Origin of the sequence: Faecalibacterium duncaniae (assembly GCF_010509575.1) — a bacterium.
Classification (GTDB): Bacteria; Bacillota; Clostridia; order Oscillospirales; family Ruminococcaceae; genus Faecalibacterium; species Faecalibacterium duncaniae.
On the sequence record NZ_CP048437.1, the window covers coordinates 825,854 to 852,036 of the forward strand.

The following is a 26,183-nucleotide window of genomic DNA, read 5'->3' on the forward strand; positions in this document are numbered from 1 at the left end:
ATGGGCAAAAAGGCCGAGCAACGGAAAAGCCTTTGCCTTATGAATCTGTCTTGTCTGCCTGCTCGATCAGGCTTCCAGGAACACTTTGCGCAGGGAGGTGTTGGTCTCCACGATCTTCACCAGCAGCACGCCCAGCACGGTGCAGCTGATGAGCTCACCGATGCCGACGGAGATGCCGTTGGTGATGCAGGCCAGCCACAGCGGAGCGGAGGAAGAGGGATCGGGGAACATGACGGCGATCTCAATGCCGATGATGACCGCATTGAAGAGCACGGGCGGCAGGGAAGGCACGATGGCCAGACCCTTGAAGCGGACGTTCCGCAGTTTGTAAGTCACAACACAGGCCAGCAGGGTGGCCAGGGTGCCAAAGATAACATCTACAATGGTGGAGCCCAGCAGGTTTGCCAGGAAGCAGCCCAGCACCACGCCAACGATGTACTCGGCACCGAACACGGGCAGCAGGCAGAGGGCCTCGGCAACACGCACCTGCACCGCACCGTAGGAGAACGGCTGCAGCGCCATGCAGAGCACCACATAGAGAGCTGCGACCACAGCGCAGCGGGCCAGTTTGCGGACAGTAAAATTCTGATTCATAACAATACTCCGGCGGATGAATTTTGACCGCACAGGGACCGCCAGCCCTATGGGTTTGGCCCGGCATGGTTCGAGACACGCCGGGGAGCCTAAAATCCTAAGTTGCTCTTTCAGGTTGCCGCGCAAAAGCACAGCAAAAGGGAGTATAGCATAAATTGCCGCAAAATGCAACGGCCTGCAAACAAAAAAGAACTGCCGCGGCGGGCAGTTCTCAGAAAAAACTCAGCGTGCGTGACCAACGTAGACCAGAGCAATGGTGTCGGGGCCGGTGTTGGCGGAAACAACGCCGCCCAGCGGGAAGGTGATGAGCGGGTCTTTGCCGAACGCCTTGCGGCAGGCCTTGATCAGATCATCCTTCTGGGGGATGTTGGTGTGGCCGATCATATAATCAAAGTCCTCCACACCCTCGCTGCGCTTTTTGGCCAGTTCCACCATGGCGGGCACGACCTTGTCATCGCCGCGCACCTTGGCCTCCACCTTGGTCTTTCCGTCGATCAGGGTGATGATGGGGCGGATGCCCATCAGCTCGCCCATGACAGCGGCGGCGGCAGAGATGCGGCCGCTCTTCTTCATCTGCTTCAGGCTGTAAGGTCCGAGGACGATCTCCATCTTGTCCATCTGGGCCTCGAACTCCTGAATGACGTGGCTGATCTCCGCACCATTCTGCAGCTTGCGCGCCATCTCACAGACATACCAGCCAAAGGGCATGGAGTAGGTGTGCGGGTCCAGCAGGTGGATCCGCAGGTGGTGCTCCGGGCGCTCCTCCCGCAGCATCCCCTGGGCCATCACGGCGTTGTTGTAGGTGGAGGAGCCGCTGCGGTTGATGGGCACATGGATCACATCGGTGTAGCCCTCGTCCACATACTGGCAGTACTTTTCGCAGAACTGGATGGGGGTGATGGCAGCCGTGGAGGGAATGCCCTTGGCGGCGCGCATCTTTTCGTAGAACTCCTCATTGGTGCAGCTCTCACGCTCGATATAGTCTACATCATCCAGCAGGATGTGAAAGCTCATAATATCAATGCCGTACTTCTCGGCCAGCTCCTGCGGGATATCGCAGGAGGAATCGGTCAGGATCGCGATCTTGCTCATAATGTCCCTCATTTCCATTCGTATTCTCGCAGGCGGCCATGGTCCAGCAGCTCCGGAAAATCCCACTGGCGCAGGACCTCGTACACACCCACAGCCACACTATTGGAAAGGTTCAGGCTGCGGCAGGTATCCCGCATGGGCATCCGGATGCAATGCTCCTGGTTGGCCGCCAGCAATGCCTCAGGCAGGCCGGCATCCTCCCGCCCGAACACGAGATAGGCCCCGTCCGGGTACTGGATGTCGGTGTAGCGCTGGGGCGCTTTGGTGGTAAAGTAGTAGAACGGGCCTTTGTTCCGGGCAAAGAAATCCTCCAGCCCATCATAGTAATTGATGTCGAGGTAGTGCCAGTAGTCCAGTCCGGCATGCTTGAGCTTTTTGTCATCGATGGCAAAGCCCATGGGCCCCACCAGATGCAGGCGGCAGGCCGTGCAGGCACAGGTGCGGGCCACGTTGCCGGTGTTCTGGGGGATGCGGGGCTCTACCAGAACGATGTTCAGGGTCGGTTTTTCGCTCATGGCGGCCTCCTCAGTCATTCCAGCTCACCGGGCAGAGCCGGGGCAGCAGGGGCTCGAACCAGACACCGTACCGGGTGTCCTGATCGGCGGGGGTCTGCTGAATGGCCAGCGAGACGAACTCGGCGGCGTTGTCGGCAGCGGCGCTCAGGGCGTTGCCCTGGATCAGCGAGCCAATGAGCACGGCACCGTACAGGTCACCTGTGCCCGGGAAGCTGCGGCTGATGTGCAGTTTTTTGATGACGAAGCGCTCGCGGCCGGAGCCTGCGCAGCCGATGTACTTGCCCAGTGCGAGGCCGGTGACCACCGCGCTGGGGGCCAGCGTCAGCAGCTCGTCGGCCAGCGCCTGAGCGGAAGCGTCATCGAATGCGTCGGTCTGGAGCTCCCGCTCCAGCAGCAGGGCGGCCTCGGTGGCGTTGGGCAGGATCAGGTCTGCCCGGCGGCAGAGCCCGCGCATCCGGTCGATGAGAGCCGGGGTCACTGTGGAGTAGGCCTTGCCGTTGTCCCCCATCACAGGGTCCACCACCTTGCGGGCAGCAGGCCAGAGATCGAACGCCTTTTCGGCCAGCGCCACCTGCTCCTCGCCGCCTAAGTAGCCGGTGTAGATACAGTCAAACTCCACACCCAGCTCCCGGTAGTGCTTCAGAGCGGCCAGCCCGTAGGCGGCACCGTCCAGCCGTGCCGGTGTGCCCAGACCGCCCGTGTGGGTGGAGAGCACCACAGTGGGCAGGGCCACAGGCTGGCAGCCCATAACGGACAGCACCGGCAGGATGACCGCCAGGCTGCACCGGCCCATGCCGGAGAGGTCGTGAATGCAGAGAATTTTTTTCGGTTCAGTCGGTTTCAACAAAAAGGATCCTCCTTTGCGCCATCCACGGGCCGCACAGGGCCCAGTTTCTCAGCGTATGATACAGTATACCACATTTTGCGGGACAAAAAAAGCGCATACCGGATTCTTTACAGGAAATACTAGCCACAGCGGCAAAAAATCACACAGCGGAAAGGAGAGAGCCACATGAAAAACACAAATCGTCAGCCTTCCTCCGGCAGTGTTCTGCTGGGCATGGCGGCAGGCGCGGCCCTGGGGGCCGTGGGCACCATGGCAATGGCACAGAACCAGCGGCAGGTCAAGCGCACCGCACGCAAGCTGGCCAAGGGCGCGGAACGCGCCATGAGCCAGCTGGACACCATGGTCACGGATCTCGTGGAGCGCAGGATGGATCTGTGAGGGCAAACAAAAAGGCAGGGCCCGCGGGCTCTGCCTTTTTGCTTGCCATTTACTTCTGGTTCCAGATACACATCCGGGCGCTGGTGTTGATCTCGCCCAGGACCTGCAGGTCCATCTGAATGTTGCAGGTCACAAGGACCGATTTGTTCACATCGCTGCCGGTGAGTACCGAGGCGGGCAGGTTCTTGATGGTGAGCACCGCCGTGGCCTTGTTGAAATCACCGGTCAGGGTGCCGTCGTAGGTCACATCGCCGATGGTCAGGCCGGACAGATAGCCGGTGACACCCAGCTTGGATACCTGCATGACCGGCAGGGTCAGGGTGTAAGTGCCGTTGGCCTGCCGGGTGAGGGTGGCGGTGCGATCGGGATCGATGCCGCTGTTGGCCATGGATTCCTTATCAGAGCGTTCCTTCCAGAATTTCACACCGACATTCTGGCTGCTGGCGGCACCGGCACTGACAGCCAGCACCAACAGCAGCACCAGCGAGATCAGCGCTGCGCCGGAGCGTTTGAATGTATTTTTCATAAAGATCAACCTTTCCTGGCCGCGCGTGTGCGGCCTGCTCTGGTGTCCTGTTGGGGCAGGACACAGGGTTTGTCAACGCTAAAATATCACGCCAGCGATAACATGTCAATCTGCTTCGTGAGCTTTTCACAAAAAAGTTTCACTTATGAAATTAAAAAGTAGAAAAAATATCCGCTCCCCTGTGCGGGAAGCGGATATTGTAAAACCTCTCAGGCTCTTTGCGCCAGCTCCCGTAATAGGGGAGGCAAGCCGCAGGTGACGGAGAGATTACAGTTCAAAATTGGGGTCGTCCTTCAGAACGTGGATCTCGCTCATATAGGGGCTCTGCTCAGGGTCAGTGAAGGGAGCTTCCTTCATATACTTGTTCAGCTGGATGGCGGTGCGTGCGGGGTCGGCAATGGTGCCTGCGCCGCCGATGCAGCCGCCGGGGCAGCCCATGCCCTCCAGCAGGTAGCCGTTATACTTGCCGGCCTTGGCCAGCATCAGCAGCTTCTTGCAGTCGGCCAGACCCTGTGCGGATGCGATCTTGACCTCCATATCGGGGTGCCATTCCTTGATCTTGTTGGCAACGGCATTGGCAACGCCGCCGGACTGTGCAAAGCCGCGGCCTGCAGCAGAGGCGGAGCAGAGTGCTGCCTCGTTCTCATCCACTTCCAGCAGATCGATGTCCAGATCCTTGCCCTCGATGATACCGGCCAGCTCCTCAAAGGTCAGCACAAAGTCCACGTCAGAGCGGACCGTGCGGCGGGAAGCCTCCAGCTTCTTGGCGGCGCAGGGGCCGATGAAGCACATGCGGGCGGTGGGGTCTTTCTGCTTCATCATGCGGGCGGTGAACACCATGGGGGTCATGGTCATGGAGATGTTCTTGGCCAGAGCGGGGAAGGCGGTCTTTGCCATCATGCTCCATGCGGGGCAGCAGGAGGTGGCCATGAAGTCCAGCTTCTCGGGCACTTCCTCCAGGAAGTCGTGGGCCTCGTCCACGGTGCACAGGTCGGCACCGATGGCGACCTCCACGACATCGTAGAAGCCAATGGCCTTCAGGGCAGCCTTCAGCTTGCCGGCAGAAGCCAGAGAGGGGAACTGGTTGACGAAGGCGGGAGCAACCAGAGCGTAGATGCGGTCGCCGCGGTTGAAGCCCTGGATCAGCTGGTAGATCTGGCCCTTGTCGGCAATAGCGCCGAAGGGGCAGTTCACCAGACACTGACCGCAGGATACACACTTGCTGTAATCGATCTCGGCACGGCCCAGCTCGTCAGAGTGGATCGCACCCATGCCGCAGGCAGCGGCGCAGGGACGCTCGGTCTTGACGATGGCATTGTAGGGGCAGACAGTGGCACAGCGGCCGCACTTGATGCACTTTTCCTGATCGATGGTGGAACGGCCGCTCTCCCAGGTGATGGCCTTCTTGGGGCAGACTTCCATACAGGGGTGGGCCAGACAGCCCTGGCACAGGTCAGAGACCTTGACCAGCTTCTCGGGGCAGCGGTTGCAGGCGAACTTGATCACGTTCACCAGCGGGGGATCATAGTACTTATCGGCAATGGAAGCATCCTCCAGGCCGGAGACCACACTGTTGTGCTCATCCATGCGGCGGGTGGGCAGGCCCATGGCCAGACGGACACGCTCCTCGACGATGGCGCGCTCCAGGAAGATGTCCTTGCGCAGCTTGCCTTCCTCACCGGGGATGATGGTGTAGGGGATCTTGCGCATCAGGTGGTTGGCCTGCTCGCCCTTGACGTTGGCGTAAGCCATGCGGGCAACCTCGGTAAACACCTGACGGCGGATCTGAATGACTGTGGTATTGATTCCTCTAAAACTCATTCCAATCTCTCCTTGTTCAGAAACAGAAAACATCCCGCTGCCGCACTGGACTGCTGCAGGCGGAATTTGCTTTGCTCCGGGCCGGCTGGTACCGCACCGCTGCAACCGGCGCTCCGTCCCAGATATCCAGTTTCATTTTAACATAAACGGGCCTGCGTGAAAAGAGAAAATTTCAAATATGTTAAAGAATTAGCAAATAGTACAGGACGCACAAGATTTAACGAAGTTTTTTAGCAGAGTGCTGCACGGACGCGCTCGCCATCGTACTCGCCCAGCCTGACGTGAACGATCTCGCCGCTCTTGTGGCCGGGGGCAGAGACCACCACCGGGATGTACAGCCGGGTGTAGCCTGTGAACAGCGTCTCGGAGAGGGGTGTTTCCAGCAGGACCTCGTCCTCGGTGCCGACATGAGCGGCCAGCACCTCCCGGCGGACCTCCTCGGCCAGCGCGTTCATCTCGCGGCTGCGGGCCTGCTTCTCCCGCTCGTGCACCTGAGCCGGAAAATCATAAGCCGGGGTGCCGCTGCGGCGGGAGTAGGGGAACACATGGACTTTCAGGAAGCCGATCTTCTTGAGGAAGGCACAGCTTTCCTCAAAGTCGGCCTGGGTCTCACCGGGGAAGCCGCAGATGCAGTCGGTGGTAAAGCTGACAGGGCGCTCCCCATAGGCGGCGCGGATCTGGTCCACCACCTGGGCGTACTGCTCCGCGGTGTAGACCCGGCGCATCCGGCGCAGGGTGGAGGTGCAGCCGCTCTGCAGGCTGAGGTGGAACTGGGGGCAGAGCTTTTCCACCGCTGCCAGCCGGGTGATGAACTCCGGGGTCAGCATGTCGGGGTCCAGGCTGCCCAGACGGATCCGCTCGATGCCCTCCACCTGAGCGCATTTTTCCACCAGCTCCACCAGATTGGTCCCGGTGTCCAGACCGTAGCTGGGCAGGGAAATGGCGCTGAGCACGACCTCGCGGTAGCCGGAGGCGGCCAGCTGGCGCAGCTCCTTCAGGATGCTGTCCTCGGCGCGGCTGCGCACCGGGCCGCGGGCGCGGGGGATGACGCAGTAGGCACACTGGCGGTTGCAGCCATCCTCCACCTTGATAAACGCACGGGTGTGGGTCTCGAACCGCTCCACGGGCAGCTCCTCAAACAGCTCGCCCCGCTGGTGGGGCGTAACGGCAACGATGCGCTCGTGGCCGTCCAGCAGCTTGAGCACATTGTCCAGGATGGCTTTGCGGTCTCCGTTGCCGCAGACGAGGTCAGCCTCCATGAACTGGGCAGCCTCCTCGGGGAAAGCCTGAGGATAGCAGCCGGTGAGCACGGTCACGGCACCGGGATTTTCGCGCTTGGCGCGGCGCAGCCACTTGCGGCTCTTCTGGTCGCCAAAGTTGGTCACGGTGCAGCTGTTCACCACAAAAACATCCGCTTCTTCGCCCTCCGGCACGATGGTGAAGCCAGCGCCCCGGAACATCTGCTCCAGCGCGCCGGTCTCGTTCAGGTTGACCTTGCAGCCAAGGGTATAAAAACAAACTCGCATAAAGATCCTCTCAGATGAACGGCCTCACCCTCTCCGTCAGCGCTGACGCGCTGCCACCTCTCCCGAAGGGCGAGGCTTTGGCAATCCATGCAAAGTTACTGGTTTTGTCAAAAGCTCTCCCTTTGGGAGAGCTGGACGCGAAGCGGCCTGAGAGGGTGAGCCAGCTAAAGTGTTTATAAACTCTCCTATTATAGCAGATTTTCATCCCGTAGAAAAGGGCATTGACCCCTCTTTTTTTGCATAGAATGCAACCAGAGACTTTACGCGGGGAGGTACGAGGAATGGAACGGAGAAATTTGGCCCTGCTCTGCGCGGGGGTGCTCTGCTTCTGGCTGTTTGCGCTGGCTGTGGGTACGGCACAGGGGGCCGGGCTGCGGGTGGCCATTGGGGGAACGGGACCGGCAGTGCAGGCGGATGCTCCGGCGGTGCTGGCGGCGGCTCCGGCCAACAGCGGGCTGCAGCTGGAATGCCGGGCGGCAATCCTCATGGAGCCGGAGACGGGCCGGGTGCTCTACGAGAAAGCACCGGATGAGCGGATGCCCATTGCTTCCATCACCAAGCTGATGACCCTGCTGCTGACCTTTGAGGCCATCCGCGGTGGAAAACTGACCCTCGATACCCCCGTGCCGGTGAGCGAACACGCCTACCACATGGGCGGCAGCCAGATCTGGCTGGAGCCTGGGGAGCAGTTCACGCTGGACGAGATGTTGCGGGCCATCTGCGTTTCCTCGGCCAACGATGCCGCTGTGGCAGTGGCCGAGCTGGTGGGCGGCAGCGAGCCGGTGTTCGTGGAACAGATGAACGCCCGGGCGGCGGAGCTGGGGATGACCAACACCACCTTCCGGAACGCCTGCGGGCTGGACACCGAGGGCCATCTCTCCACGGCGCGGGATGTTGCCATCCTGAGCCGGTACCTTCTCAATACCTGCCCGGAGCTGCTGCACTATACCGGCATCTGGACGGACAGCCTGCGGAACGGCCAGACCCAGCTGGTGAACACCAACAAGCTCCTGCGCCGGTACAGCGGCATCACCGGGCTCAAAACCGGCACCACCAGCGGGGCGGGGGTCTGCATCAGCGCCAGCGCCACCCGGGACGGCCTGACCCTGATCGCCGTGGTGCTGGGGTCACCCTCCAGCGCCGACCGGTTCCACTCCGCCACCACCCTGCTGGACTACGGTTTTGCCAACTATGCCGCCGCCCCGCTGCCCACCCTGCCGGAGCGCCCGCTGGAATTGGCCGTAAAGGGCAGCGCCGAGGACAGCGTGCCGCTGGATTACGCCGCCCTGCCCGAGACGATCCTGATAGAGAAGGGAACGGCCTCTGCCCTGCGGGCTGAGCTGACCCTGCCCGAGGCGCTGGAAGCCCCCGTGGAAAAGGGGCAGACAGTGGGAAAGGTGAGCATTTTTCAGGATGATACCTTATTGAATGAATACGAAGTAAAAGCGGCTGCGGATGCCCCGCTGCTGACCTTTGGCGGCGCGCTGGAGCTGCTGTGGCAGTGCCTGCTGGGAGCATAGCGGGCAAAAGAAACACATCACCGAATAAAAGCGGTTAGCAGGAACAAAGCAGCGTTGGCGGGCCTGAACAAAAGATGTCAGGACAGCCAAAAGAACACTATTAAAATTGTATGAAATCCGGGGATTTTGGCCTTGACTTTGCACGATTGGAACGGTACACTTATACTAACAAAACCCTCAGGGAGCACGTCCCGTAAAAACGTTTGGAGGTTCTGATAGAATGAGCGTCGTTCTGAATACAAAGCACCTCTCCAGTTTTATCAACGAAGAGGAATATAAGGCCATTTATCCTCAGGTGGAAGCGGCTCACAACCAGCTGGAAGCCAAGAATGGCCCCGGCAATGATTTCCTGGGCTGGATGTACCTGCCCCGCGATTACGACAAGGAAGAGTTTGCCCGCATCAAGGAAGCTGCCAAGAAGATCCGTGAGGACTCCGAGGTGCTGGTGGTTGCCGGCATCGGCGGCAGCTATCTGGGCGCCCGCGCTGTGATCGAGGCCGTCAAGGGCCTGTACCACAACGAGCTGGAGGATGGTCCCAAGATCTACTTCTGCGGCAACAGCATCAGCCCCAGCTATCTGAATGATATCATTGCTCTGTGCAAGGGCAAGAAGTTCTCCATCAATGTCATCTCCAAGTCCGGTACCACCACCGAGACCAGCCTGGCGTTCCGCGTTCTGCGCAAGCTGCTGGAGGATGAGATGGGTGTTGAGGAAGCCAACAAGCGCATCTATGCCACTACGGACCGTGCCAAAGGCACCCTGAAGCAGCTGGCTGACGCGCAGGGCTGGCCCACCTTCGTGGTTCCTGACGATGTGGGCGGCCGCTACTCCGTTCTCTCCGCTGTGGGCCTGCTGCCCATCGCTGCCGCCGGGATCAGCATCGACGAGCTGATGAAGGGCGCAGCCGATGCCATGGAGCGCTTCTCCGTGCTGAGCCCGGACAACGACGCTTACAAGTATGCCGCCATCCGCAACATCCTGTACCGCAAGGGCAATGCTGTTGAGATCCTGGAGTGCTACGAGCCCAACTTCACCCTGATGAACGAGTGGTATAAGCAGCTGTTCGGCGAGAGCGAGGGCAAGGACAACAAGGGCCTGTTCCCCGCAAGCTGCATCTTCTCCACTGACCTGCACTCCATGGGCCAGTTCATCCAGGAAGGCTCCCGCATCATGTTCGAGACCATCGTGGATGTCAAAAAGCCTGCGCAGGATCTGTTCATCGAAGAGCTGAAGGGCAACTTCGACGGCCTGAACTTCCTGGCGGACCAGAATATGAGCGTGGTCAACCGCAAGGCCATGGAGGGTACCATCCTTGCCCACACCGACGGCGGCGTGCCTGAGGTGCTGATCGAGGTGGACGACCTGACTGCTTATAATGTAGGCTACCTCATCTACTTCTTCTGGCGTGCCTGTGCATGCAGCGGCTACCTGCTGAGCGTGAACCCCTTCAACCAGCCGGGTGTCGAGAGCTACAAGAAGAACATGTTCGCTCTGCTGGGCAAGCCGGGTTACGAGAACCTGACCGCCGAGCTGGAAGCAAAGTTGAAGTAAGCAGGAAACAAAAATGATCTCCCGCCGCAAGGCGTGGAAAATACAGGAGGACAGAACTATGATTAAACTGATTGTTGGTACCAAGGGCTCCGGCAAGACCAAGGCAATGATCGACCAGATCAATGACGCGGTCAAGACCTCCAAGGGCAACGTCGTCGTCGTGGAAAAAGGCATGAAGCTGACTTACGACATCGCCCCCGCTGCACGTCTGATCGATCTGGATGAGTATAAGATCGCCGGCGGCGAGATGCTGTACGGCTTTGTTGCCGGCCTGATGGCAAGCAACTACGATATCACCGACCTGTACATCGACGGCATCCTGAAGGTGCTGGATCACGATATCAACCGTCTGGGCGCTGTGCTGGACGAGATGGCCGCCATTGCAGGCGATTCCGTCAAGGTCACTGTTACTGTCAGTGCTGACGAGGCTGCTCTGCCTCACGACGTGAAAAAGTACCTGTAATTTTCTGAACTGAGCGCATTCCAACGGGCAGGAAACCGGAAAATCAAAATTTTTTCGGTTTTCTGCCTGTTTTGGTGTTGACAAAGGTTGGCTTTGGCGCTATACTAACAAAGCAGCCTTTTATGAGGTGTACTATGCAATTTGACCTGAGAAAGTTTATCGCAACCGGCACACAGCCTTACCATGCAGAGTTTCCCTGTGATTTGTCTGCACGGGACTTTGCCGGTGCAAGGATCGAACAGCCCGTGACGGCCAGCTTTACCGCTGAGTCGGACGGCGACGAGGTCCGGATGACACTGCGGGCAAAAGCATTGGTGCACGGAGAGTGCGCCCGCTGTCTGGACCCGGTTGAGCGGGAAGAGACAGTTGAAGCGGAGTGGACAGCAAAGGAGCGGGATCTGGATGACCCGGATTTCGAGCTTCCGCTGGACGAAAAAGGACATCTGGATGTGGATGAATGGCTTGCCCAGGAGTTTATGTTCCAGATCCCCACGGTGCTGCTTTGCAGCGCCGACTGCCCGGGGCTATGCCCCCGGTGCGGCAAGAAGAGGGCAGAGTGTACCTGCCCGCCGGAGGAAGACAAAGCCGCTCCTGTTGACGCAAGGCTCGCAATCCTCAAATCACTGCTGAACTGAGAAACCCATCAAGGAGGTGCAAAAATATGGCAGTACCTAAGAGACATCTTTCCAAGGCCCGCCGCGACAAGCGTCGCAGCAATGTTTGGAAGCTGGAGGCCCCCGCACTGGTCAAGTGCAGCAACTGCGGCTCTCTGAAGCTCCCCCACCAGGCATGTGGCAACTGCGGTTACTACAAGGGCGAGGAAGTCATCAAGAAGGCCTAATTTGCGCAAAATTGGTGGCACATTGGTGTTATGTTGAGAAGGGGATGGCGCAATGCCTTCCCCTTCTTTCTTTGTCTGGAGGTGAAATGCAATGGCGATCAAGATCGACCGCATCGATGCGGGCAGTGAAGCCGAGGCACTGGGCCTGCAGCCCGGCGATGAGCTGCTGAGCGTGGATGAAAATGAGCTGAACGATACGCTGGACTATGATTTTTATACCGACAGCAGCAGCTTTCACCTGAAGGCAAAGGTTGCCGATGGCATCCGGGAGTGGGATGTCCGGCGCGCGGAGCGCGGCCCCTTTGGCTGCGATTTCTCCACCTATCTGGGCGACCAGAAGCATTCCTGCTCCAACCACTGCATGTTCTGCTTCATCGACCAGCTGCCCCCCGGTATGCGCGAGAGCCTGTATTTCAAGGATGATGACGAGCGGCTGAGCTTTCTGTTCGGCAACTACATCACCATGACCAATATGCAGGATCACGAGATCGACCGCATCATCAAGATGCACATCTCGCCCATCAACATTTCGGTGCACACCACCAACCCCCAGCTCCGTGTCCGGATGCTGGCCAACAAGCGGGGCGGCGAGGTGCTCAAGTACCTGCCCCGTCTGGTGGAGGGCGGCATCGCCGTCAACTGTCAGCTGGTGCTCTGCCGGGGCATCAACGATGGCGAAGAGCTTCGCCGCACCCTGGGCGACCTGCTGGAGCTGACCCCCATGGTGCAGAGCATTGCCGCTGTGCCCTGCGGTGTGACGGATTACCGCCAGAATCTGTTCAAGCAGACCCCCTATGATGCCGAGACCAGCGCCGCTGTCATCGACATCATGGAGGAGTTTGGCGATGAGTGCAAGCGCCGCCACGGCAAGCGCATTATCTACCCCAGCGATGAGTGGTATCTCAAGGCGAGGCGGCCCATCCCCTCGGCGGAGTTCTATGAGGACTTTGACCAGCTGGAAAACGGCGTGGGCATGATGCGCCTGTTCGAGGATGAATTCCGGGCAGAGCTGGACAGGCCCCACCGCATCTACGGCACCAAGCAGATCGATGTGGTCACCGGTACCATGGCAGGCCCCCTCATCACTGAGCTGATGGACGAGCTCCACCGCCAGTACCCCATGATCGATGTAAAAGTTCACGTTGTCAAGAATAATTTCTTTGGCGGCAACGTGGGCGTGGCGGGGCTTGTCACCGCCACCGATATCATTGCCCAGTGTGAGGGAAAGCTGAAAAGCGGCACCCTGGGCATCCCCGCTGTCATGCTGCGGGAAGAAAAAGATACGTTCCTCGATGATATGACCATTGCCCAGCTGGGCGAACGGCTGGGGGTCAAGGTCGAGGTGCTGCCGGTGGGCGGCGGCGATGAGGCAAAAGCCCTGCTCCGCACCGGCCTGCATATTTCGAGAAGAAGAGCATAACGAAAGGAGGAACCCCCTATGAGCAAACCCATCGTAGCAGTGGTTGGCCGCCCCAATGTGGGCAAGTCCACCCTGTTCAATAAGCTCTGCGGCCAGCGGCTGGCCATCGTGGAGGATACCCCGGGCATCACCCGCGACCGCATTTTTGCAAACTGCGAGTGGAGCGGCCACGAGTTCATGCTGGTGGACACCGGCGGCATCGAGCCCAAGGCGACCGAGGGTATTCTGGCCCACATGCGTGAGCAGGCAGAAATCGCCATTGACACCGCTGACTGCATCATCATGGTGGTGGATGTCCGCGACGGCCTGACCGCCGCCGACGAGGAAGTGGCCCACATGCTGCGCCGCAGCCACAAGCCCATCATTCTGGCTGTCAACAAGTGCGATAAGACCGGCGAGGCCCCCATGGAGCTCTACGAGTTCTATAACCTGGGCTTTGACGAGGTGCTGCCCATCTCGTCCGTGCACGGTCACGGCACCGGCGACCTGCTGGACGCGGTCTGCGCCCATCTCGATTTCAGCGAGACCGTGGTGGAGGAGGACCGCATCCCCGTTGCCATCATCGGCCGCCCCAACGTGGGCAAATCCAGCCTGACCAACCGCATTCTGGGCGAGAACCGGATGATCGTTGCCAACGAGGCCGGTACCACCCGTGATGCCATTGACACCCCCGTGGACAACGCCTATGGCAAGTTCATCTTTACCGATACCGCCGGTCTGCGCAAGCGCAGCAACATCTCTGACGGCCTTGAGCGCTATATGGTCGTGCGCGCGCTGGCCGCTGTGGAGCGCAGCCGCGTGGCCCTGATCCTGGTGGATGCCACCGTTGGCTTTACCGAGCAGGACAGCAAGGTGGCCGGTTATGCCCACGAGCAGGGCAAGGCCTGCATCATCGTTGTCAACAAGTGGGATGCTGTGGAGGGCAAGGAGACCAACACCATGGAGCATCAGCGCCGGGATTACGCCGATTGCTTCAGCTTCATGGGATATGCGCCCATCATCTTCATTTCGGCCCAGACCGGCTATAACGTGAACAAGCTGATGCAGCTGATCCGTGACGTGGATGCCCAGAACGGTGCCCGCGTGCCCACCGGTGTCCTGAACGAGATGCTGGCCCGCGCTACCGCCCGGATGCAGCCGCCCAGTGACAAGGGCCGCCGCTTGAAGATCTTCTACCTGACCCAGGCTTCCACCCGTCCCCCGACGTTTGTGGCCTTCGTCAACTCCAAGCAGCTGTTCCATTTCAGCTATCAGCGGTATCTGATCAACCAGATCCGGGAGAACTTTGGTCTGGAACACACGCCCATCCGCCTGGTGATCCGTGAGCGCGGCACCGGCAGCGTCGGCGCAAAAGATGTGTAACAGGGGAGGCGGCTGTTGATGATGACCTTCTTCATCGTTCTGGCTGCCGCTGCGCAGGCTTACCTGCTGGGCAGCGTGGACACCGGCATCCTGGTCAGCAAGTACCTGTACCACGATGATGTCCGCAATCACGGCAGCGGTGCGGCCGGTATGACCAACATGCTGCGCACTTTTGGCAAAAAGGCAGCGGCGCTCACCGCCGCAGGCGACGTGCTGAAAGGCGTTGCAGCTGTCTGCATCGGCCGCTGGCTCTTCGGGTTCCTGCCCGCAGATGCCGCCGTTTCGCCCTATCTGGGCGTGTATCTGACCGCCATTCTGGCCGTGGTGGGCCACACCAAGCCCATCTATTTCGGCTTCAAGGGCGGCAAGGGCGTGCTGGTGGCGGGAGGTGCCATCCTGGCGATTCAGCCCATCCTCCTGCCATTGCTGACCGTCGTTTTTCTGCTCTGCCTTGTGCCCACCGGCATGGTGTCGCTGGGCAGCATTGCAATGGCGGCATCCTATCCGGTGCTGACCCTCATCTACGGCCTGCTCAAGGGCTTCGCCGCTGACGACCTCATCGTCTGCGTGGTGGGAGCTGCCATCATGGGCGGCATGGTCATCTGGATGCACCGGGCCAATATCCAGCGCATCCGTGAGGGCAAAGAGTACCGCTTTGGTTCCAAGCACAAGCAGTAACCGGAACAAAAATAACAGCGCATCCTTCGGGCAGAGCCTGCCTGCGGGATGCGCTGTTTTGCGTGGAGGGGGCTGTGCCCGGTCGATGTGCCTGCACGGTCCAGTTTACTGAAAAAACTTTGCAAAAAAGGTTGACAAAGGGCGGTGCAGCTGGTATAATAACACACGTCGCAGGACACAAACTGAATATGTGGGGGATTAGCTCAGCTGGGAGAGCGCTTGCATGGCATGCAAGAGGTCAGCGGTTCGATCCCGCTATTCTCCACCAAAAAAGCACTGTACTTCGTAGGAAGTATGGTGCTTTTCTTTTTCTCAGTCGCAAAAAATGGGGGCTGCACTGCCTTGCCTGCATCGTTTTCAGACGTTTTGCAGGCGGTTCAGTGCAGCCCCCGAGTCATTGGTGCTTCGGCAGGTCAGAAGGTGCCGGTTCAGCTGACGATCTCCAGCATCTGATCGAACACCTCTTCCATCTGCCGCACCAGCGTGAACTGGGTGCGAGCGCGGTCAAGGTTGTGGTCGGGTCGGGCGGTGTGGAAATAGTGGTCGCCCTCCAGATAGTCGGTCAGAAAGCGGATGCCGCACTCCAGCGTCATCAGCTTGGCACCCCAGGCAAGGCTCTTTTTCTCCGCAGGGCTCATGGAAGCCCCGGCAGTGGAGAGATACCCCTTGGCGAACACCTCGTACAGGTGCAGGTCAAAGTGGACCTTGCTCTGGTCGGGCTCGTCCTCGGCGCAGTCGTTGGCACCGGTGCGGATGGAGTCGCCGAAATCGTAGGCCGACAGACCCGGCATCACGGTGTCAAGGTCAATGACACAGATGCCTTTTCCGGTGGCGGCATCGATCAGGACGTTGTTGATCTTGGTGTCGTTGTGGGTGACACGCAGCGGGATCTCACCAGCCGCCAGCAGATCCAGCAGGGTGTGGCAGTCTTTTTCCCGCGCATGGATGAAGGCGACCTCCGGTGCAATGTCCTTGGCACGGCCCAGCGCATCGGCGGCAAGGGCTTTTTCAAAGTTTGCATAGCGGTTGGGCGTGTCGTGGAAGCGTGCAATGGTTTCGTGGAGGGTGGAGGCCGGATAATCTGCCAGCTGGTTCTGGAATTTGCCCAGGGTCTCGGCAACAGTGCGGAAGTCGGCCTCGCTGCCCACCTGCTGCAGGCAGATGGTATCCTCTACAAAGTCGTAGGCACGCCACGCGCCGCCCTCGGCATCCAGATGGCAGGCCGCGCCGGACAGGGTGGGGATCACGTTCAGGGTCTCCCGTGCCGGGTCGCCGCCTGCGGCAAGGATCTTCTCCCGCAGATGCCGGGTCACGCCGCAGACATTCTCCATCAGGCCCACCGGGTCGGTAAAGGTGTCGGTGTTGATGCGCTGTAAGATAAAGCGCTTGGAGTGGTCCTCCCGCCAGACCACGAAGGTATCGTTGATGTGACCTTCGCCGTAGTGACGGGCATCGCAGACCACAGGCCCGCCAAAATCAAAGGCATTTGCGGCGGCGCGGAGAATGGGTTCAGTAACAGGTTTCATTTTGAGTTCCTCATTTCTTATCCTTCATGCCGTTTGGCAGGTGCAGGGCGTTGTCCCTGCCGCACCTGACGGCGGTATTCGTTGGGGGTCAGGCCTTCCGCCTTGCGGAAGCACTGCGAAAAGTAGCTGGGGGAGGAAAATCCCATCAGCTCGCTGATCTGCGCCAGGCTGTAACCGGTGTTGCCCAGCATGTATTTGCTCTCCTCAATGCGGCGGCGGTTCAGATAGGTGATGGGAGAAATGCCGTACGCCTTCTGGAAGGTATGGGCCAGGTAGTATTTGTTGATGTGGGCAACCTCGGCAAGGGTATCAAGGGAGATTTCCTCCCGGTAGTTGTTGTCCAGATACCGCTTGATCTCCACGCATTCCCGGTTGTCAGAGCGGGGGGATTCCTCCACCTGCAAAGAGAGGGTGGTGCACCGCACCAGCCAGATGAGCAGGACTTCCAGCAGGTCCTGGCAGACGGTCTCGCAGCCGTCCAGACTGCGGTCCGCCTCAGCCAGCAGCATGTGCAGCAGCGTTACCATCCGCTCCCGGTTTTCCCGGCAGTTGAAGATGGCGTAGGTGGAATCGGCTTTGCCAAACAGGATCTCGATGCCCGAAACGCCCAGTACGATGTATTCCAAAGGCGAGGCGTTCAGGCTCAGCTCGGTGTGCTCCACCTGCGGGTTGACGATGACCATATCGTCCGGCTTGACCGGGAACAGCTGCCCGCTGAGCAGAAACTGCCCCTCGCCGCTGAGGCAGTAGAACAGCTCCGTGCAGGAATGGGTGTGGACCGTGCTGTTCCAGTCGCCGCCGAATCTGCTCTTGCTGATGTACAGCAGCCGGAAGGATTCCCGTGGAGCGGGAGCGTGGCGGATATCAAAGCGCTCGGTACTCATAAAAGGCTCCTTTTGAAGCAGGCACAAAAAATATAAAAATAAAAGCAAGATACTAAAAATAAAATGCGAAAAACGCCGCACTGCTTCGTGCATTTTTTCTCATTATAGGGGCAAATAAGAAAAAAAGCAAGCCCTGTTTTTTGGCGTGGTAAATACTTTCCTTTACATAGAAAGACGAAAATATGTCAAATTGGTTACAGGTGGGGAGAATGTACCAAAACAATACTGCAAAATTTAGTGCTTTTGCCGAAGAAAATGATAAAAAAGCAATATTTCTAAAAATTGAAACAACAAAGACCTTGTTGAAAACTGCAAAAACCTCTATATTGGAATCACAAAAAACACAGCCCCTCGGGCAAAACCTGTTTGCTCCGGCTGTGCATGAACGGAACTTTATGATGGAGGACACATTATGAAACGCATTTCTCGTCGCAATTTCCTGAAAGTGGCCGGTGTGGGTGCCGCTGCACTGGGTCTGGCTGCCTGCGGCGGTTCTTCCAGCTCCACAGCTTCCAGCACGGCTTCTTCCGCTGCTGCATCTGCCGCTCCCGCTGAGGACGTGACCATCAAGGTCGCCGCCATCGAGACCGGCTATGGCGCTGATATGTGGAAGAAGGTCACTGAGGCCTTTACCGCCCAGACCGGCATCAAGGTGGAGCTGACCACCGACAAGAAGCTGGAGGATGTCATCGGACCTTCCATGCAGGGCGGCGATTACCCCGACGTGATCCACCTGGCTACCGGCCGTGAGGCTGCCCTGACCGAGCAGTTCATCAAGGGCAACCTGATCGCGGATATCACCGATGTGCTGAGCATGACCGTGCCCGGCGAGAGCAAGAAGGTGAGCGAGAAGATCGCAGGCGGCTTTACCGACACCTCCCTGACCAACCCCTACGGCGACGGCAAGACCTATCTGGCTCCCATGTTCTACAGCCCCTGCGGCCTGTTCTACAACGCCGGTTTCCTGAAGGAAAAGGGCTGGGACGTGCCCACCACTTGGGACGAGATGTGGGAACTGGGCGACAAGGCTGCCGCTGAGGGCACCTACCTGTTCACCTACCCCACCACCGGCTACTTTGATGCGTTCTTCTACGCACTGATGTATGCCGCCGGCGGCCCGGAGTTCTTCAACAAGGCCACCCACTATGAGGAAGGCATCTGGGATACCCCGGAGGCAAAGACCTGCTTTGACATCGTCAACAAGCTGGCTTCCTACACCAACCCCATTACCCCCGCACAGGCCAACGATCAGGACTTTACCCAGAACCAGCAGCTGGTGCTGGACAACAAGGCCCTGTTCATGCCCAACGGCACCTGGATCGTGGGCGAGATGGCCGAGGCTCCCCGTGCGGATGGCTTTGAGTGGGGCATGACCGCCCTGCCCGCTGTCAAGGCCGGCGGCGACCAGTACAGCTACACCTGGTTCGAGCAGGCATGGATCCCGGCTGGTGCCGAGCATCTGGATGCCGCCAAGCAGTTCGTGGCTTACCTGTACAGCGACGAGGCCTGCAAGCTGTTTGCCGAGAGCGGTGCCATCCAGCCTGTGCTGGGCATCGCCGATGATCTGGAAGGCGACAACAAGATGTTCTACTCCATCTACGACAACGGCGCAAAGGCCGCTATGGGCAACTTTGCCTCCTTCAGCGCCATCCCCGGCGTGGAGGTCCGCACCGTGTTCTTTGACCCCGTCAACTCTCTGGTGTCCGGCAGCATGACCGAGCAGCAGTGGATCGACGGAATCAAGTCCGCCAGCGACCAGATGCGTGCCAATATCATCGAATAATTGAACCCTGCCCAGCGGGGGCGGTTTTGACCGCCTCCGCTTTTTGTGGTTTTCGGGTTCCGATAGAAAGGAGCGGTTTGTCTATGAGATCTGACAAAAGCCGCAGACGGTTCGTCTTTCTCTGCGTGGCACCGGCCACGATCCTGTTCTTTCTCTTTATGATCCTGCCCACCCTCAACGTGTTCCGCATGAGCCTGTACGAGCGCGGTGCCTACTCGCCCAACGAGACCTTTGTGGGCCTGAAGAATTTCCAGCACCTGCTCAAGGACACCCAGTTCATCCGCTCCATGCAGAATATGATCCTGCTGGTGGTAGTGGTGACCATCGTCACCTTTGCCTTTGCGCTGGTGTTTGCGGCCATCCTGACCCGGGAAAAAATCAAGGGGCAGAATTTCTTCCGGGTCATCTTCTACATCCCCAACATCCTGTCGGTGGTCGTCATCTCCGGCATCTTCTCGGCCATCTATAAGCCGGAAAACGGTATGCTGAACAGCATCATCGGCCTGTTCCGGGATATGACAGACCCCATCCTCTGGAAGGGGGAAAAGCTGGTCATCCCCTCCATCATCCTCGCCATGGTCTGGCAGGCCGTGGGCTATTACATGGTCATGTATATGGCTTCCATGTCCTCGGTGCCCGCCAGCCTGTACGAGAGCGCCAATCTGGACGGTGCGGGCCGCCTGACCCAGTTCTTCCAGATCACCATCCCCCTCATCTGGACCAACATCCGCACCACCCTGACCTTCTTCATCATCTCCACCATCAACATGGCCTTCCTCTTTGTCAAGGCCATGACCAGCGGCGGGCCCAACGGTGCTTCGGATGTGGCGCTGAGCTATATGTACAGCCAGAAGGACGCGGGCCTGTATGGCTACAGCATGGCCATTGGCGTGGTCATCTTCCTGTTCTCGTTTGCACTGTCCGCCTGTGTCAACAAGGCCACCGACCGCGATCCGCTGGAATTCTAAGGAGGGAAGAAGATGCAGAATACCACCGAAAGATCTTCCCGCTCGGCGGAAGGTCTCTACAAGTTCTTTATCTATTTTGTGCTGGTCCTGCTGGCGGTGATCATCATCGTGCCGGTGGCATGGGTATTCATGGCCTCCATCAAGCAGAACGCGGAGTTCTACGGCAACCCGTGGGCGCTGCCTGCCGGGTTCTACTGGCAGAACTTTGTCAATGCGTGGAACGGAGCCAAGATGGGCGAGTATATGCTCAACTCTGTCATCGTGACCGCATTGGCGCTGGTGCTGCTGCTGGTCATTGCGCTGCCTGCCGCCTACTGCCTGTCCCGCTTCCGGTTCAAGGGCCGCAAACTGCTGAACACCCTGTTTATGGCGGGCCTGTTCATCAATGTCAACTACATCGTGGTGCCCATCTTCCTGATGCTGCGGGACGGAGATGTCTGGCTGAAGAGCCACTTTGGCAGCAGCTTCCTGCTGAACAATCTGGTGGTGCTGGCGGTGGTGTATGCAGCCACAGCCCTGCCTTTTACAATCTATCTGCTTTCGGGCTATTTTGCCACCCTGCCCCATGATTTTGAGGAGGCTGCCTACATCGACGGTGCAAGCTACTTCTCCACCATGACCCGTATCATCTTCCCCATGGCAAAGCCCTCCATCATCACCATCATCCTGTTCAACTTCCTGTCCTTCTGGAATGAGTACATCATTTCCATGACGCTGATGAGCTCCACCAGCGCGCCCCGCACCCTGCCGGTGGGCCTTTTGAATCTGATGCAGGCCCAGCAGAGCGCGGCCCAGTACGGCACCATGTATGCCGGTCTGGTGCTGGTGATGCTGCCCACCCTGATCCTGTACATCTGCGTGCAGAAGCAGCTGACACAGGGCATGACCGTGGGCGGTCTGAAAGGGTAAGGTGACAAACGATGAAAGCATTCTGGAAAAATCATCCCGCCCTGCGCATGGTGCTGATGCTGGTGCTGTTTGTGCTGTCCATCGCGCTGGTGACAGCAGGCTGGAAAATGACCGGGCAGCTGGCCGGTCTTGGCATCATGCTTTTGGGGGTGGCGCTGCTGCTGGCCGTGCTGGCGCTCTATAACGCCCCCTATCAGGATTGAGGAGAAGAGAGGTAAAGGAGAATTCCCATGGAAGAAAATAGAATGACCGGGCGCGTAACGATCCCGACCGATCTGGACGTGGTGCCCGAAACGCTGGAGATCCTGAAAAAGTGGGGCGCGGATGCCATCCGCGACTGCGACGGCACCGACTTTCCGCAGGAGCTGAAGGATGCCGACGCAAAGATCTACTCCACCTACTATACCACCCGCAAGGACAACGCGTGGGCCAAGGCGAACCCGGATGAGGTGCAGCAGTGCTACATTATGACCGGCTTCTACACCGCCCCCGGTGACACCGTGACCATTCCACTGATGAAGGGCATCAGCCCGGAGTTGATGCAGGTGAACACCAACGACGACATCACCCGCTGGTGGGAGGTCATGGACCGAACCACCGGTCAGCCCGTGCCCCCGGCACAGTGGAGCTACGCCGACGGCAGCGTGACGGTGCAGGCCGTGCCGTTCCACGAGTACACCGTCAGCTTTCTGGCCTACCTGATCTGGGACCCGGTGCACATGTACAATGCTACCACCAACGGCTGGACCAACTTTGAGCACCAGATCACCTTTGACGTGCGCCAGCCCAAGACCCACAAATACTCCATGGAGCGGCTGCGGAAGTTCATTGCAGACCACCCCTATGTCAACGTGATCCGCTACACCACCTTCTTCCACCAGTTTACCCTGATCTTCGATGAGCTGAAGCGGGAGAAGTTCGTGGACTGGTACGGCTATTCCGCCTCGGTCAGCCCCTATATCCTGAAGCAGTTCGAGAAGGAGGTGGGCTATAAGTTCCGCCCGGAGTACATCATCGATCAGGGCTACTACAACAACCAGTACCGGGTGCCCAGCAGGGAATTCCGGGATTTTCAGGCATTCCAGCGCCGGGAGGTGGCAAAGCTTGCCAAGGAGATGGTGGATATCACCCACGAGTGCGGCTGCGAGGCCATGATGTTCCTGGGGGACCACTGGATCGGCACCGAGCCCTTTATGCCGGAGTTCAAGACCATCGGTCTGGATGCCGTGGTGGGCAGTGTGGGCAACGGTTCCACTCTGCGCCTGATCTCAGACATCGAGGGCGTAAAGTACACCGAGGGCCGCTTTTTACCCTACTTCTTCCCGGACACCTTCCACGAGGGCGGCGACCCGGTGCGGGAGGCCAAGGAAAACTGGGTCACGGCCCGCCGCGCCATCCTGCGCAAGCCCATTGACCGCATCGGCTACGGCGGCTACCTGAAGCTGGCGCTGCAGTTCCCGGAGTTCGTGGACTATGTGGAGAGCGTCTGCAGCGAGTTCCGTGAGCTGTATGAGAACATCAAGGGCACCACGCCCTACTGCGTCAAGCGGGTGGCCGTGCTGAACTGCTGGGGCAAGATGCGGGCCTGGGGCTGCCACATGGTGCACCACGCCCTCTACTACAAGCAGAACTACAGCTACTCCGGTGTCATCGAAATGCTGTCCGGCGCGCCCTTTGACGTGAAGTTCATCAGCTTTGAGGACATCAAGAAGGACCCCGCCCTGCTGGATGAGCTGGATGTCATCATCAATGTGGGCGATGCCGACACCGCCCACACCGGCGGCATCTGGTGGGAGGACCCGGAGATCTCCTCCGCAATCCGGAAGTTCGTCTGGAACGGCGGCGGCCTCATCGGCGTGGGTGAGCCCTCCGGTCATGCCTATCAGGGCCACATCCTCCAGCTGGCCAGCGTGCTGGGCGTGGAGGAAGAAAACGGCTTCACCCTCAACTACGACAAGTACAATTGGGACGAGCACCCGGACCACTTCATTCTGCAGGATGCCGACCAGCCCATCGACTTTGGCGAGGGCAAGAAGAATATCTACGCCCTCGAGGGGACCGAGGTGCTGGTGCAGCGGAACAGGGAAGTGCAGATGGCGGCACACGATTTCGGTAAGGGCCGCGCCGTGTACATCAGCGGTGTGCCTTACAGCTTTGCCAACAGCCGCACCCTTTACCGTGCCATCCTGTGGAGCGCCCACAGCGAGGAGGAGCTGCACACCTGGTTCAGCTCCAACTACAATGTGGAAGTGCACGCCTACGTGAAAAATGGCAAGTACTGCGTGGTGAACAACACCTACGAACCGCAGGACACCACGGTCTACACCACCGGTGGAAACCATTTCGACCTGCATCTGGAAGCCAACGAGATCAAGTGGTATGAGATCTGAGTTCTCCGTTTCATAAGCAAACACCCCTCTGCATTCCGAAAGGAGCGCAGAGGGGTGTTTGTGTATCCGGGCGGCTCAGCGGGGAGAGCCCAGACGGTATTTGAAATCGTGGTAGCCGAAGCGGGCCAGCGGCTGGGTGGTGCCGTTTTCATGCAGCACCCAGATATCCGGCAGGGGCATCCCGTTGAAGGTGTTGTTCTTGCAGGTGGAATAGATGGCCATGTCGCCGAAGATGAGCCGGTCACCCTCGGTGAGGGGGGCGGCAAAGCTGTAATTGCCCACCACGTCCCCGGCAAGGCAGGTGGGGCCGCCCAGCCGGAAGGTGCAGGGCTTTTCCCCCGGCTCGCCCGCGTCCAGCAGGGGCGGGCGGTAGGGCATCTCGATGACATCCGGCGTATGGCAGGCTGCGGACATGTCCAGAATGGCAAGATGTGTCTCGCCGTTCTGCAGGGTGTCCAGCACTGTGGTGACGAGGTAGCCCGCGTTCAGCGCCCAGGCCTCGCCCGGTTCCAGATACACCTGTACGCCGTACTTTTCCTGCGTCCCGGTGATGCACTTTTCCAGCGTGGCAAGGTCGTAATCCGGGCGGGTGATGTGGTGCCCGCCGCCAAAATTGAGCCACTTCATCCGGGGCAGCAGGTCACCGAATTTCGCTTCCAGCGCGGGCAGGGTGGCCGCCAGCGCATCGGAATCCTGCTCACACAGGGTGTGGAAGTGCAGGCCGTCCAACAGGTCGGGCAGGTCAGGGTGCTGCGCCGCAGCGGCATCCCACTGGGCACGGGTGGTGCCCAGACGGCTGCCCGGGGCGCAGGGGTCATAGATCTCGTGCCCCTCCTGGGTGGAATGCTCGGGGTTCACCCGCAGGCCCACGCTCTTGCCCGCCGCCTTTGCAGCCGGGCCGAACTTTGCCAGCTGGTGGGGCGAGTTGAACACGATGTGGTCAGCGTATTGCAGCAGCTCCTCGAACTGGTCGGCCCGGTAGGCGGCGCAGAACACATGGTTCTCCTTCTCCGGCAGCTCCTCCCTGCCCAGGCGGCTCTCGTACAGGCCGCTGGCCTCGGTGCCCGCCAGATAGGGGGCCAGCACCGGGTAGAGGTCGTAGTTGGAAAAGGCCTTCTGGGCCAGCAGGATCTTGCAGCCTGTCCGCTGCTGTACGCCCAGCAGGATCTCGCCGTTGCGGCGCAGCCGGGCTTCATCCAACAGATAGCAGGGGGTGGGCAGTGCAGCCAGTGCAGCCTCAGAGAGGTTCGCCAGCCCCGCAAAGGGCGGGCGGGTGTCGGCCAGCCGCATCAGTCCACCAGAGCCGGGGCGTGGCTCTCGGAGCGGGGCAGGCCGTACTTGTCCAGAGCATCCAGATACGGGTCCGGATCAAACTCTTCCACAGTGTGCACGCCCTTGGTGGTCCACTTGCCGGTCAGCAGCATCAGCGCGCCGCACATGGCAGGCACACCGGTGGTGTAGCTGATGGCCTGAGAGCCGACCTCCTTGTAGCACTCCTGATGGTCGCAGACGTTGTAGATGTAGTAGGTCTTTTCCTTGCCGTCCTTCTTGCCGGTGAAGATGCAGCCGATGTTGGTCTTGCCCTTGGTGCGGGGGCCAAGGCTGGCGGGGTCGGGCAGCAGGGCCTTGAGGAACTGGATGGGCACGATCTCCTGACCGTTGAAGTTGACCGGGGTGGTGGACAGCATGCCCACGTCCTCCAGACAGCGCATGTGGTCGAGGTAGCTCTGGCCGAAGGTCATAAAGAAGCGGATGCGCTTTGCTTCGGGGATGTTCTTGGCCAGAGACTCGATCTCCTCGTGGTGGAGCAGGTACATATCCTTCTGGCCCACCTGATCAAAGTTGTACTCCCGCTTGATGCTCATGGCCGGAATCTCCACCCAGTGGCCGTTCTCCCAGTAGCTGCCGGGGGCAGAGACCTCGCGCAGGTTGATCTCAGGGTTGAAGTTGGTGGCAAAGGCATAGCCGTGGTCGCCGCCGTTGCAGTCCAGAATGTCGATGGTGTCGATGGTGTCGAACTCGTGCTTCTTGGCGTAAGCGCAGTAAGCCTGGGTCACGCCCGGGTCAAAGCCGCTGCCCAGCAGGGCGGTCAGGCCGGCCTCCTCAAACTTCTTGGCGTAGGCCCACTGCCAGCTGTAATCAAAGTAGGCGGAGAAACCGGCCTCCTTGCAGCGCTTCTCGTAAATGGCGCGCCACTCCGGGTCGTCGGTGTTCTCGGGCTCGTAGTTGGCGGTGTCCATGTAGTTCACGCCGCAGGCCAGGCAGGCATCCATGATGGTCAGATCCTGATAGGGCAGGGCGATGTTCATCACCAGATCGGGCTGGTAGCTCTTGATGAGGGTGATGACCTCATCCACGTGGTCGGCATCCACCTGTGCGGTGGCGATCTTGGTGGTGGTCTTGGGGGCCAGCTCGGCGGCCAGCTTGTCGCACTTTGCCTTGGTGCGGCTGGCGATGCAGATCTCGGTGAACACCTCAGGGACCTGGCAGCACTTGTGGATGGCAACGGAGGCCACGCCGCCGCAGCCGATGATCAGAACTTTGCTCATATCGGTTACTCCTTTATCTGTAAAGTTGTCTTTTTACGG

26 protein-coding genes, 1 tRNA gene and 1 riboswitch are annotated in these 26,183 nt (G+C 59.4%); of the genes, 16 read left to right on the plus strand and 11 right to left on the minus strand.

From position 1 onward, the window contains the following. Nucleotides 1-66 precede the first annotated feature (66 nt). The 4 genes from GXM22_RS03895 to GXM22_RS03910 all read right to left on the minus strand — a co-directional run bounded on the left by GXM22_RS03895 (nt 67) and on the right by GXM22_RS03910 (nt 3,048). On the minus strand, nt 67-594 hold the full coding sequence (locus GXM22_RS03895) for a QueT transporter family protein (RefSeq protein WP_035394114.1): 528 nt from the start codon (nt 592-594) through the stop codon (nt 67-69). Between the two features lie 7 nt (nt 595-601). Beyond that, a riboswitch (PreQ1-III riboswitch) is annotated at nt 602-702 on the minus strand. Nucleotides 703-816: 114 nt separating this feature from the next. Then, nucleotides 817-1,704, minus strand: coding sequence for a DegV family protein (locus tag GXM22_RS03900; protein WP_005932926.1), 888 nt, complete (start codon nt 1,702-1,704; stop codon nt 817-819). Then, entirely contained in the window at nt 1,695-2,201 is a 507-nt protein-coding gene (locus GXM22_RS03905; RefSeq protein WP_035394116.1) for a tRNA (cytidine(34)-2'-O)-methyltransferase, read from the minus strand. Before GXM22_RS03905 ends, GXM22_RS03900 begins: the two co-directional genes overlap by 10 nt. Nucleotides 2,202-2,211: 10 nt before the next feature. Next, a complete protein-coding gene (locus GXM22_RS03910) occupies nt 2,212-3,048 on the minus strand; it encodes a bifunctional hydroxymethylpyrimidine kinase/phosphomethylpyrimidine kinase (RefSeq protein ID WP_099357235.1) in 837 nt (278 codons plus the stop codon). Nucleotides 3,049-3,213: 165 nt separating this feature from the next. On the opposite strand from GXM22_RS03910, the gene GXM22_RS03915 reads away from it, so the two are divergent. Continuing rightward, nucleotides 3,214-3,426, plus strand: coding sequence for a hypothetical protein (locus GXM22_RS03915; RefSeq protein ID WP_005932932.1), 213 nt, complete (start codon nt 3,214-3,216; stop codon nt 3,424-3,426). A 49-nt stretch (nt 3,427-3,475) separates the two neighbouring features. Here GXM22_RS03915 and GXM22_RS03920 read toward each other — a convergent pair whose 3' ends face one another. The 3 genes from GXM22_RS03920 to mtaB form a co-directional block, all read right to left on the minus strand. Then, nucleotides 3,476-3,952, minus strand: a complete 477-nt coding sequence (locus GXM22_RS03920; RefSeq protein WP_005932934.1) for a hypothetical protein — start codon at nt 3,950-3,952, stop codon at nt 3,476-3,478. 267 nt (nt 3,953-4,219) lie between these two features. After that, the gene (locus tag GXM22_RS03925; RefSeq protein ID WP_035394122.1) at nt 4,220-5,773 is read right to left on the minus strand and encodes a 4Fe-4S dicluster domain-containing protein; all 1,554 of its coding nucleotides are present in this window, start codon (nt 5,771-5,773) and stop codon (nt 4,220-4,222) included. 230 nt (nt 5,774-6,003) lie between these two features. After that, on the minus strand, nt 6,004-7,299 hold the full coding sequence (gene mtaB / locus GXM22_RS03930) for a tRNA (N(6)-L-threonylcarbamoyladenosine(37)-C(2))-methylthiotransferase MtaB (RefSeq protein ID WP_099357234.1): 1,296 nt from the start codon (nt 7,297-7,299) through the stop codon (nt 6,004-6,006). Nucleotides 7,300-7,580: 281 nt separating this feature from the next. On the opposite strand from mtaB, the gene GXM22_RS03935 reads away from it, so the two are divergent. The 9 genes from GXM22_RS03935 (at nt 7,581) to GXM22_RS03975 (ending at nt 15,403) form a co-directional block, all read left to right on the plus strand. Beyond that, on the plus strand, nt 7,581-8,819 hold the full coding sequence (locus GXM22_RS03935) for a D-alanyl-D-alanine carboxypeptidase family protein (protein WP_005932940.1): 1,239 nt from the start codon (nt 7,581-7,583) through the stop codon (nt 8,817-8,819). Between the two features lie 220 nt (nt 8,820-9,039). Next, nucleotides 9,040-10,371: a glucose-6-phosphate isomerase gene (locus GXM22_RS03940; RefSeq protein ID WP_005932941.1), complete on the plus strand. Its 1,332-nt coding sequence runs from the start codon at nt 9,040-9,042 to the stop codon at nt 10,369-10,371. Between the two features lie 58 nt (nt 10,372-10,429). Further along, entirely contained in the window at nt 10,430-10,834 is a 405-nt protein-coding gene (locus GXM22_RS03945; RefSeq protein WP_035394124.1) for a hypothetical protein, read from the plus strand. Between the two features lie 134 nt (nt 10,835-10,968). Continuing rightward, entirely contained in the window at nt 10,969-11,469 is a 501-nt protein-coding gene (locus GXM22_RS03950) for a YceD family protein (protein WP_005932946.1), read from the plus strand. 26 nt (nt 11,470-11,495) lie between these two features. Further along, nucleotides 11,496-11,675, plus strand: coding sequence for a 50S ribosomal protein L32 (gene rpmF, locus GXM22_RS03955; RefSeq protein ID WP_005920250.1), 180 nt, complete (start codon nt 11,496-11,498; stop codon nt 11,673-11,675). A 91-nt stretch (nt 11,676-11,766) separates the two neighbouring features. Then, nucleotides 11,767-13,095, plus strand: coding sequence for a DUF512 domain-containing protein (locus GXM22_RS03960; RefSeq protein ID WP_005932948.1), 1,329 nt, complete (start codon nt 11,767-11,769; stop codon nt 13,093-13,095). An 18-nt stretch (nt 13,096-13,113) separates the two neighbouring features. Next, nucleotides 13,114-14,457, plus strand: a complete 1,344-nt coding sequence (der, locus tag GXM22_RS03965; protein WP_005932951.1) for a ribosome biogenesis GTPase Der — start codon at nt 13,114-13,116, stop codon at nt 14,455-14,457. An 18-nt stretch (nt 14,458-14,475) separates the two neighbouring features. Continuing rightward, complete coding sequence (gene plsY, locus GXM22_RS03970) at nt 14,476-15,135, plus strand: glycerol-3-phosphate 1-O-acyltransferase PlsY (RefSeq protein WP_005932953.1); 660 nt, start codon at nt 14,476-14,478, stop codon at nt 15,133-15,135. Between the two features lie 192 nt (nt 15,136-15,327). Beyond that, nucleotides 15,328-15,403 (plus strand) — tRNA-Ala (locus GXM22_RS03975). 160 nt (nt 15,404-15,563) lie between these two features. Here GXM22_RS03975 and GXM22_RS03980 read toward each other — a convergent pair. Together GXM22_RS03980 and GXM22_RS03985 are read right to left on the minus strand one after the other, a co-directional pair. Continuing rightward, entirely contained in the window at nt 15,564-16,661 is a 1,098-nt protein-coding gene (locus GXM22_RS03980) for a phosphotransferase enzyme family protein (RefSeq protein WP_005932955.1), read from the minus strand. A 17-nt stretch (nt 16,662-16,678) separates the two neighbouring features. Beyond that, entirely contained in the window at nt 16,679-17,545 is an 867-nt protein-coding gene (locus GXM22_RS03985; RefSeq protein WP_035394130.1) for a helix-turn-helix domain-containing protein, read from the minus strand. A gap of 209 nt (nt 17,546-17,754) precedes the next feature. Between GXM22_RS03985 and GXM22_RS03990 the strand changes: the two genes are divergently transcribed. The 6 genes from GXM22_RS03990 to gnpA all read left to right on the plus strand — a co-directional run bounded on the left by GXM22_RS03990 (nt 17,755) and on the right by gnpA (nt 23,595). Then, nucleotides 17,755-17,961: a hypothetical protein gene (locus tag GXM22_RS03990; RefSeq protein WP_147585097.1), complete on the plus strand. Its 207-nt coding sequence runs from the start codon at nt 17,755-17,757 to the stop codon at nt 17,959-17,961. Next, nucleotides 17,958-19,328 (plus strand): carbohydrate ABC transporter substrate-binding protein, encoded by a 1,371-nt coding sequence (locus GXM22_RS03995; RefSeq protein WP_005932961.1) that lies wholly within the window; start codon nt 17,958-17,960, stop codon nt 19,326-19,328. Before GXM22_RS03990 ends, GXM22_RS03995 begins: the two co-directional genes overlap by 4 nt. An 83-nt stretch (nt 19,329-19,411) precedes the next feature. Then, entirely contained in the window at nt 19,412-20,296 is an 885-nt protein-coding gene (locus GXM22_RS04000; RefSeq protein ID WP_005932963.1) for a carbohydrate ABC transporter permease, read from the plus strand. Nucleotides 20,297-20,308: 12 nt separating this feature from the next. Continuing rightward, nucleotides 20,309-21,205, plus strand: a complete 897-nt coding sequence (locus GXM22_RS04005) for a carbohydrate ABC transporter permease (RefSeq protein ID WP_005932964.1) — start codon at nt 20,309-20,311, stop codon at nt 21,203-21,205. 11 nt (nt 21,206-21,216) lie between these two features. Further along, on the plus strand, nt 21,217-21,408 hold the full coding sequence (locus GXM22_RS04010; RefSeq protein ID WP_005932965.1) for a DUF6903 family protein: 192 nt from the start codon (nt 21,217-21,219) through the stop codon (nt 21,406-21,408). Between the two features lie 27 nt (nt 21,409-21,435). Continuing rightward, nucleotides 21,436-23,595: a 1,3-beta-galactosyl-N-acetylhexosamine phosphorylase gene (gene gnpA, locus GXM22_RS04015; RefSeq protein WP_005932966.1), complete on the plus strand. Its 2,160-nt coding sequence runs from the start codon at nt 21,436-21,438 to the stop codon at nt 23,593-23,595. A gap of 75 nt (nt 23,596-23,670) precedes the next feature. Here gnpA and GXM22_RS04020 read toward each other — a convergent pair whose 3' ends face one another. Both GXM22_RS04020 and GXM22_RS04025 read right to left on the minus strand, forming a co-directional pair. Beyond that, the gene (locus tag GXM22_RS04020) at nt 23,671-24,885 is read right to left on the minus strand and encodes a carboxynorspermidine decarboxylase (RefSeq protein WP_005932967.1); all 1,215 of its coding nucleotides are present in this window, start codon (nt 24,883-24,885) and stop codon (nt 23,671-23,673) included. After that, nucleotides 24,885-26,144, minus strand: a complete 1,260-nt coding sequence (locus tag GXM22_RS04025; RefSeq protein WP_005932968.1) for a saccharopine dehydrogenase family protein — start codon at nt 26,142-26,144, stop codon at nt 24,885-24,887. The genes GXM22_RS04020 and GXM22_RS04025 overlap by 1 nt, the downstream gene beginning before the upstream one ends. Nucleotides 26,145-26,183: the final 39 nt, after the last annotated feature.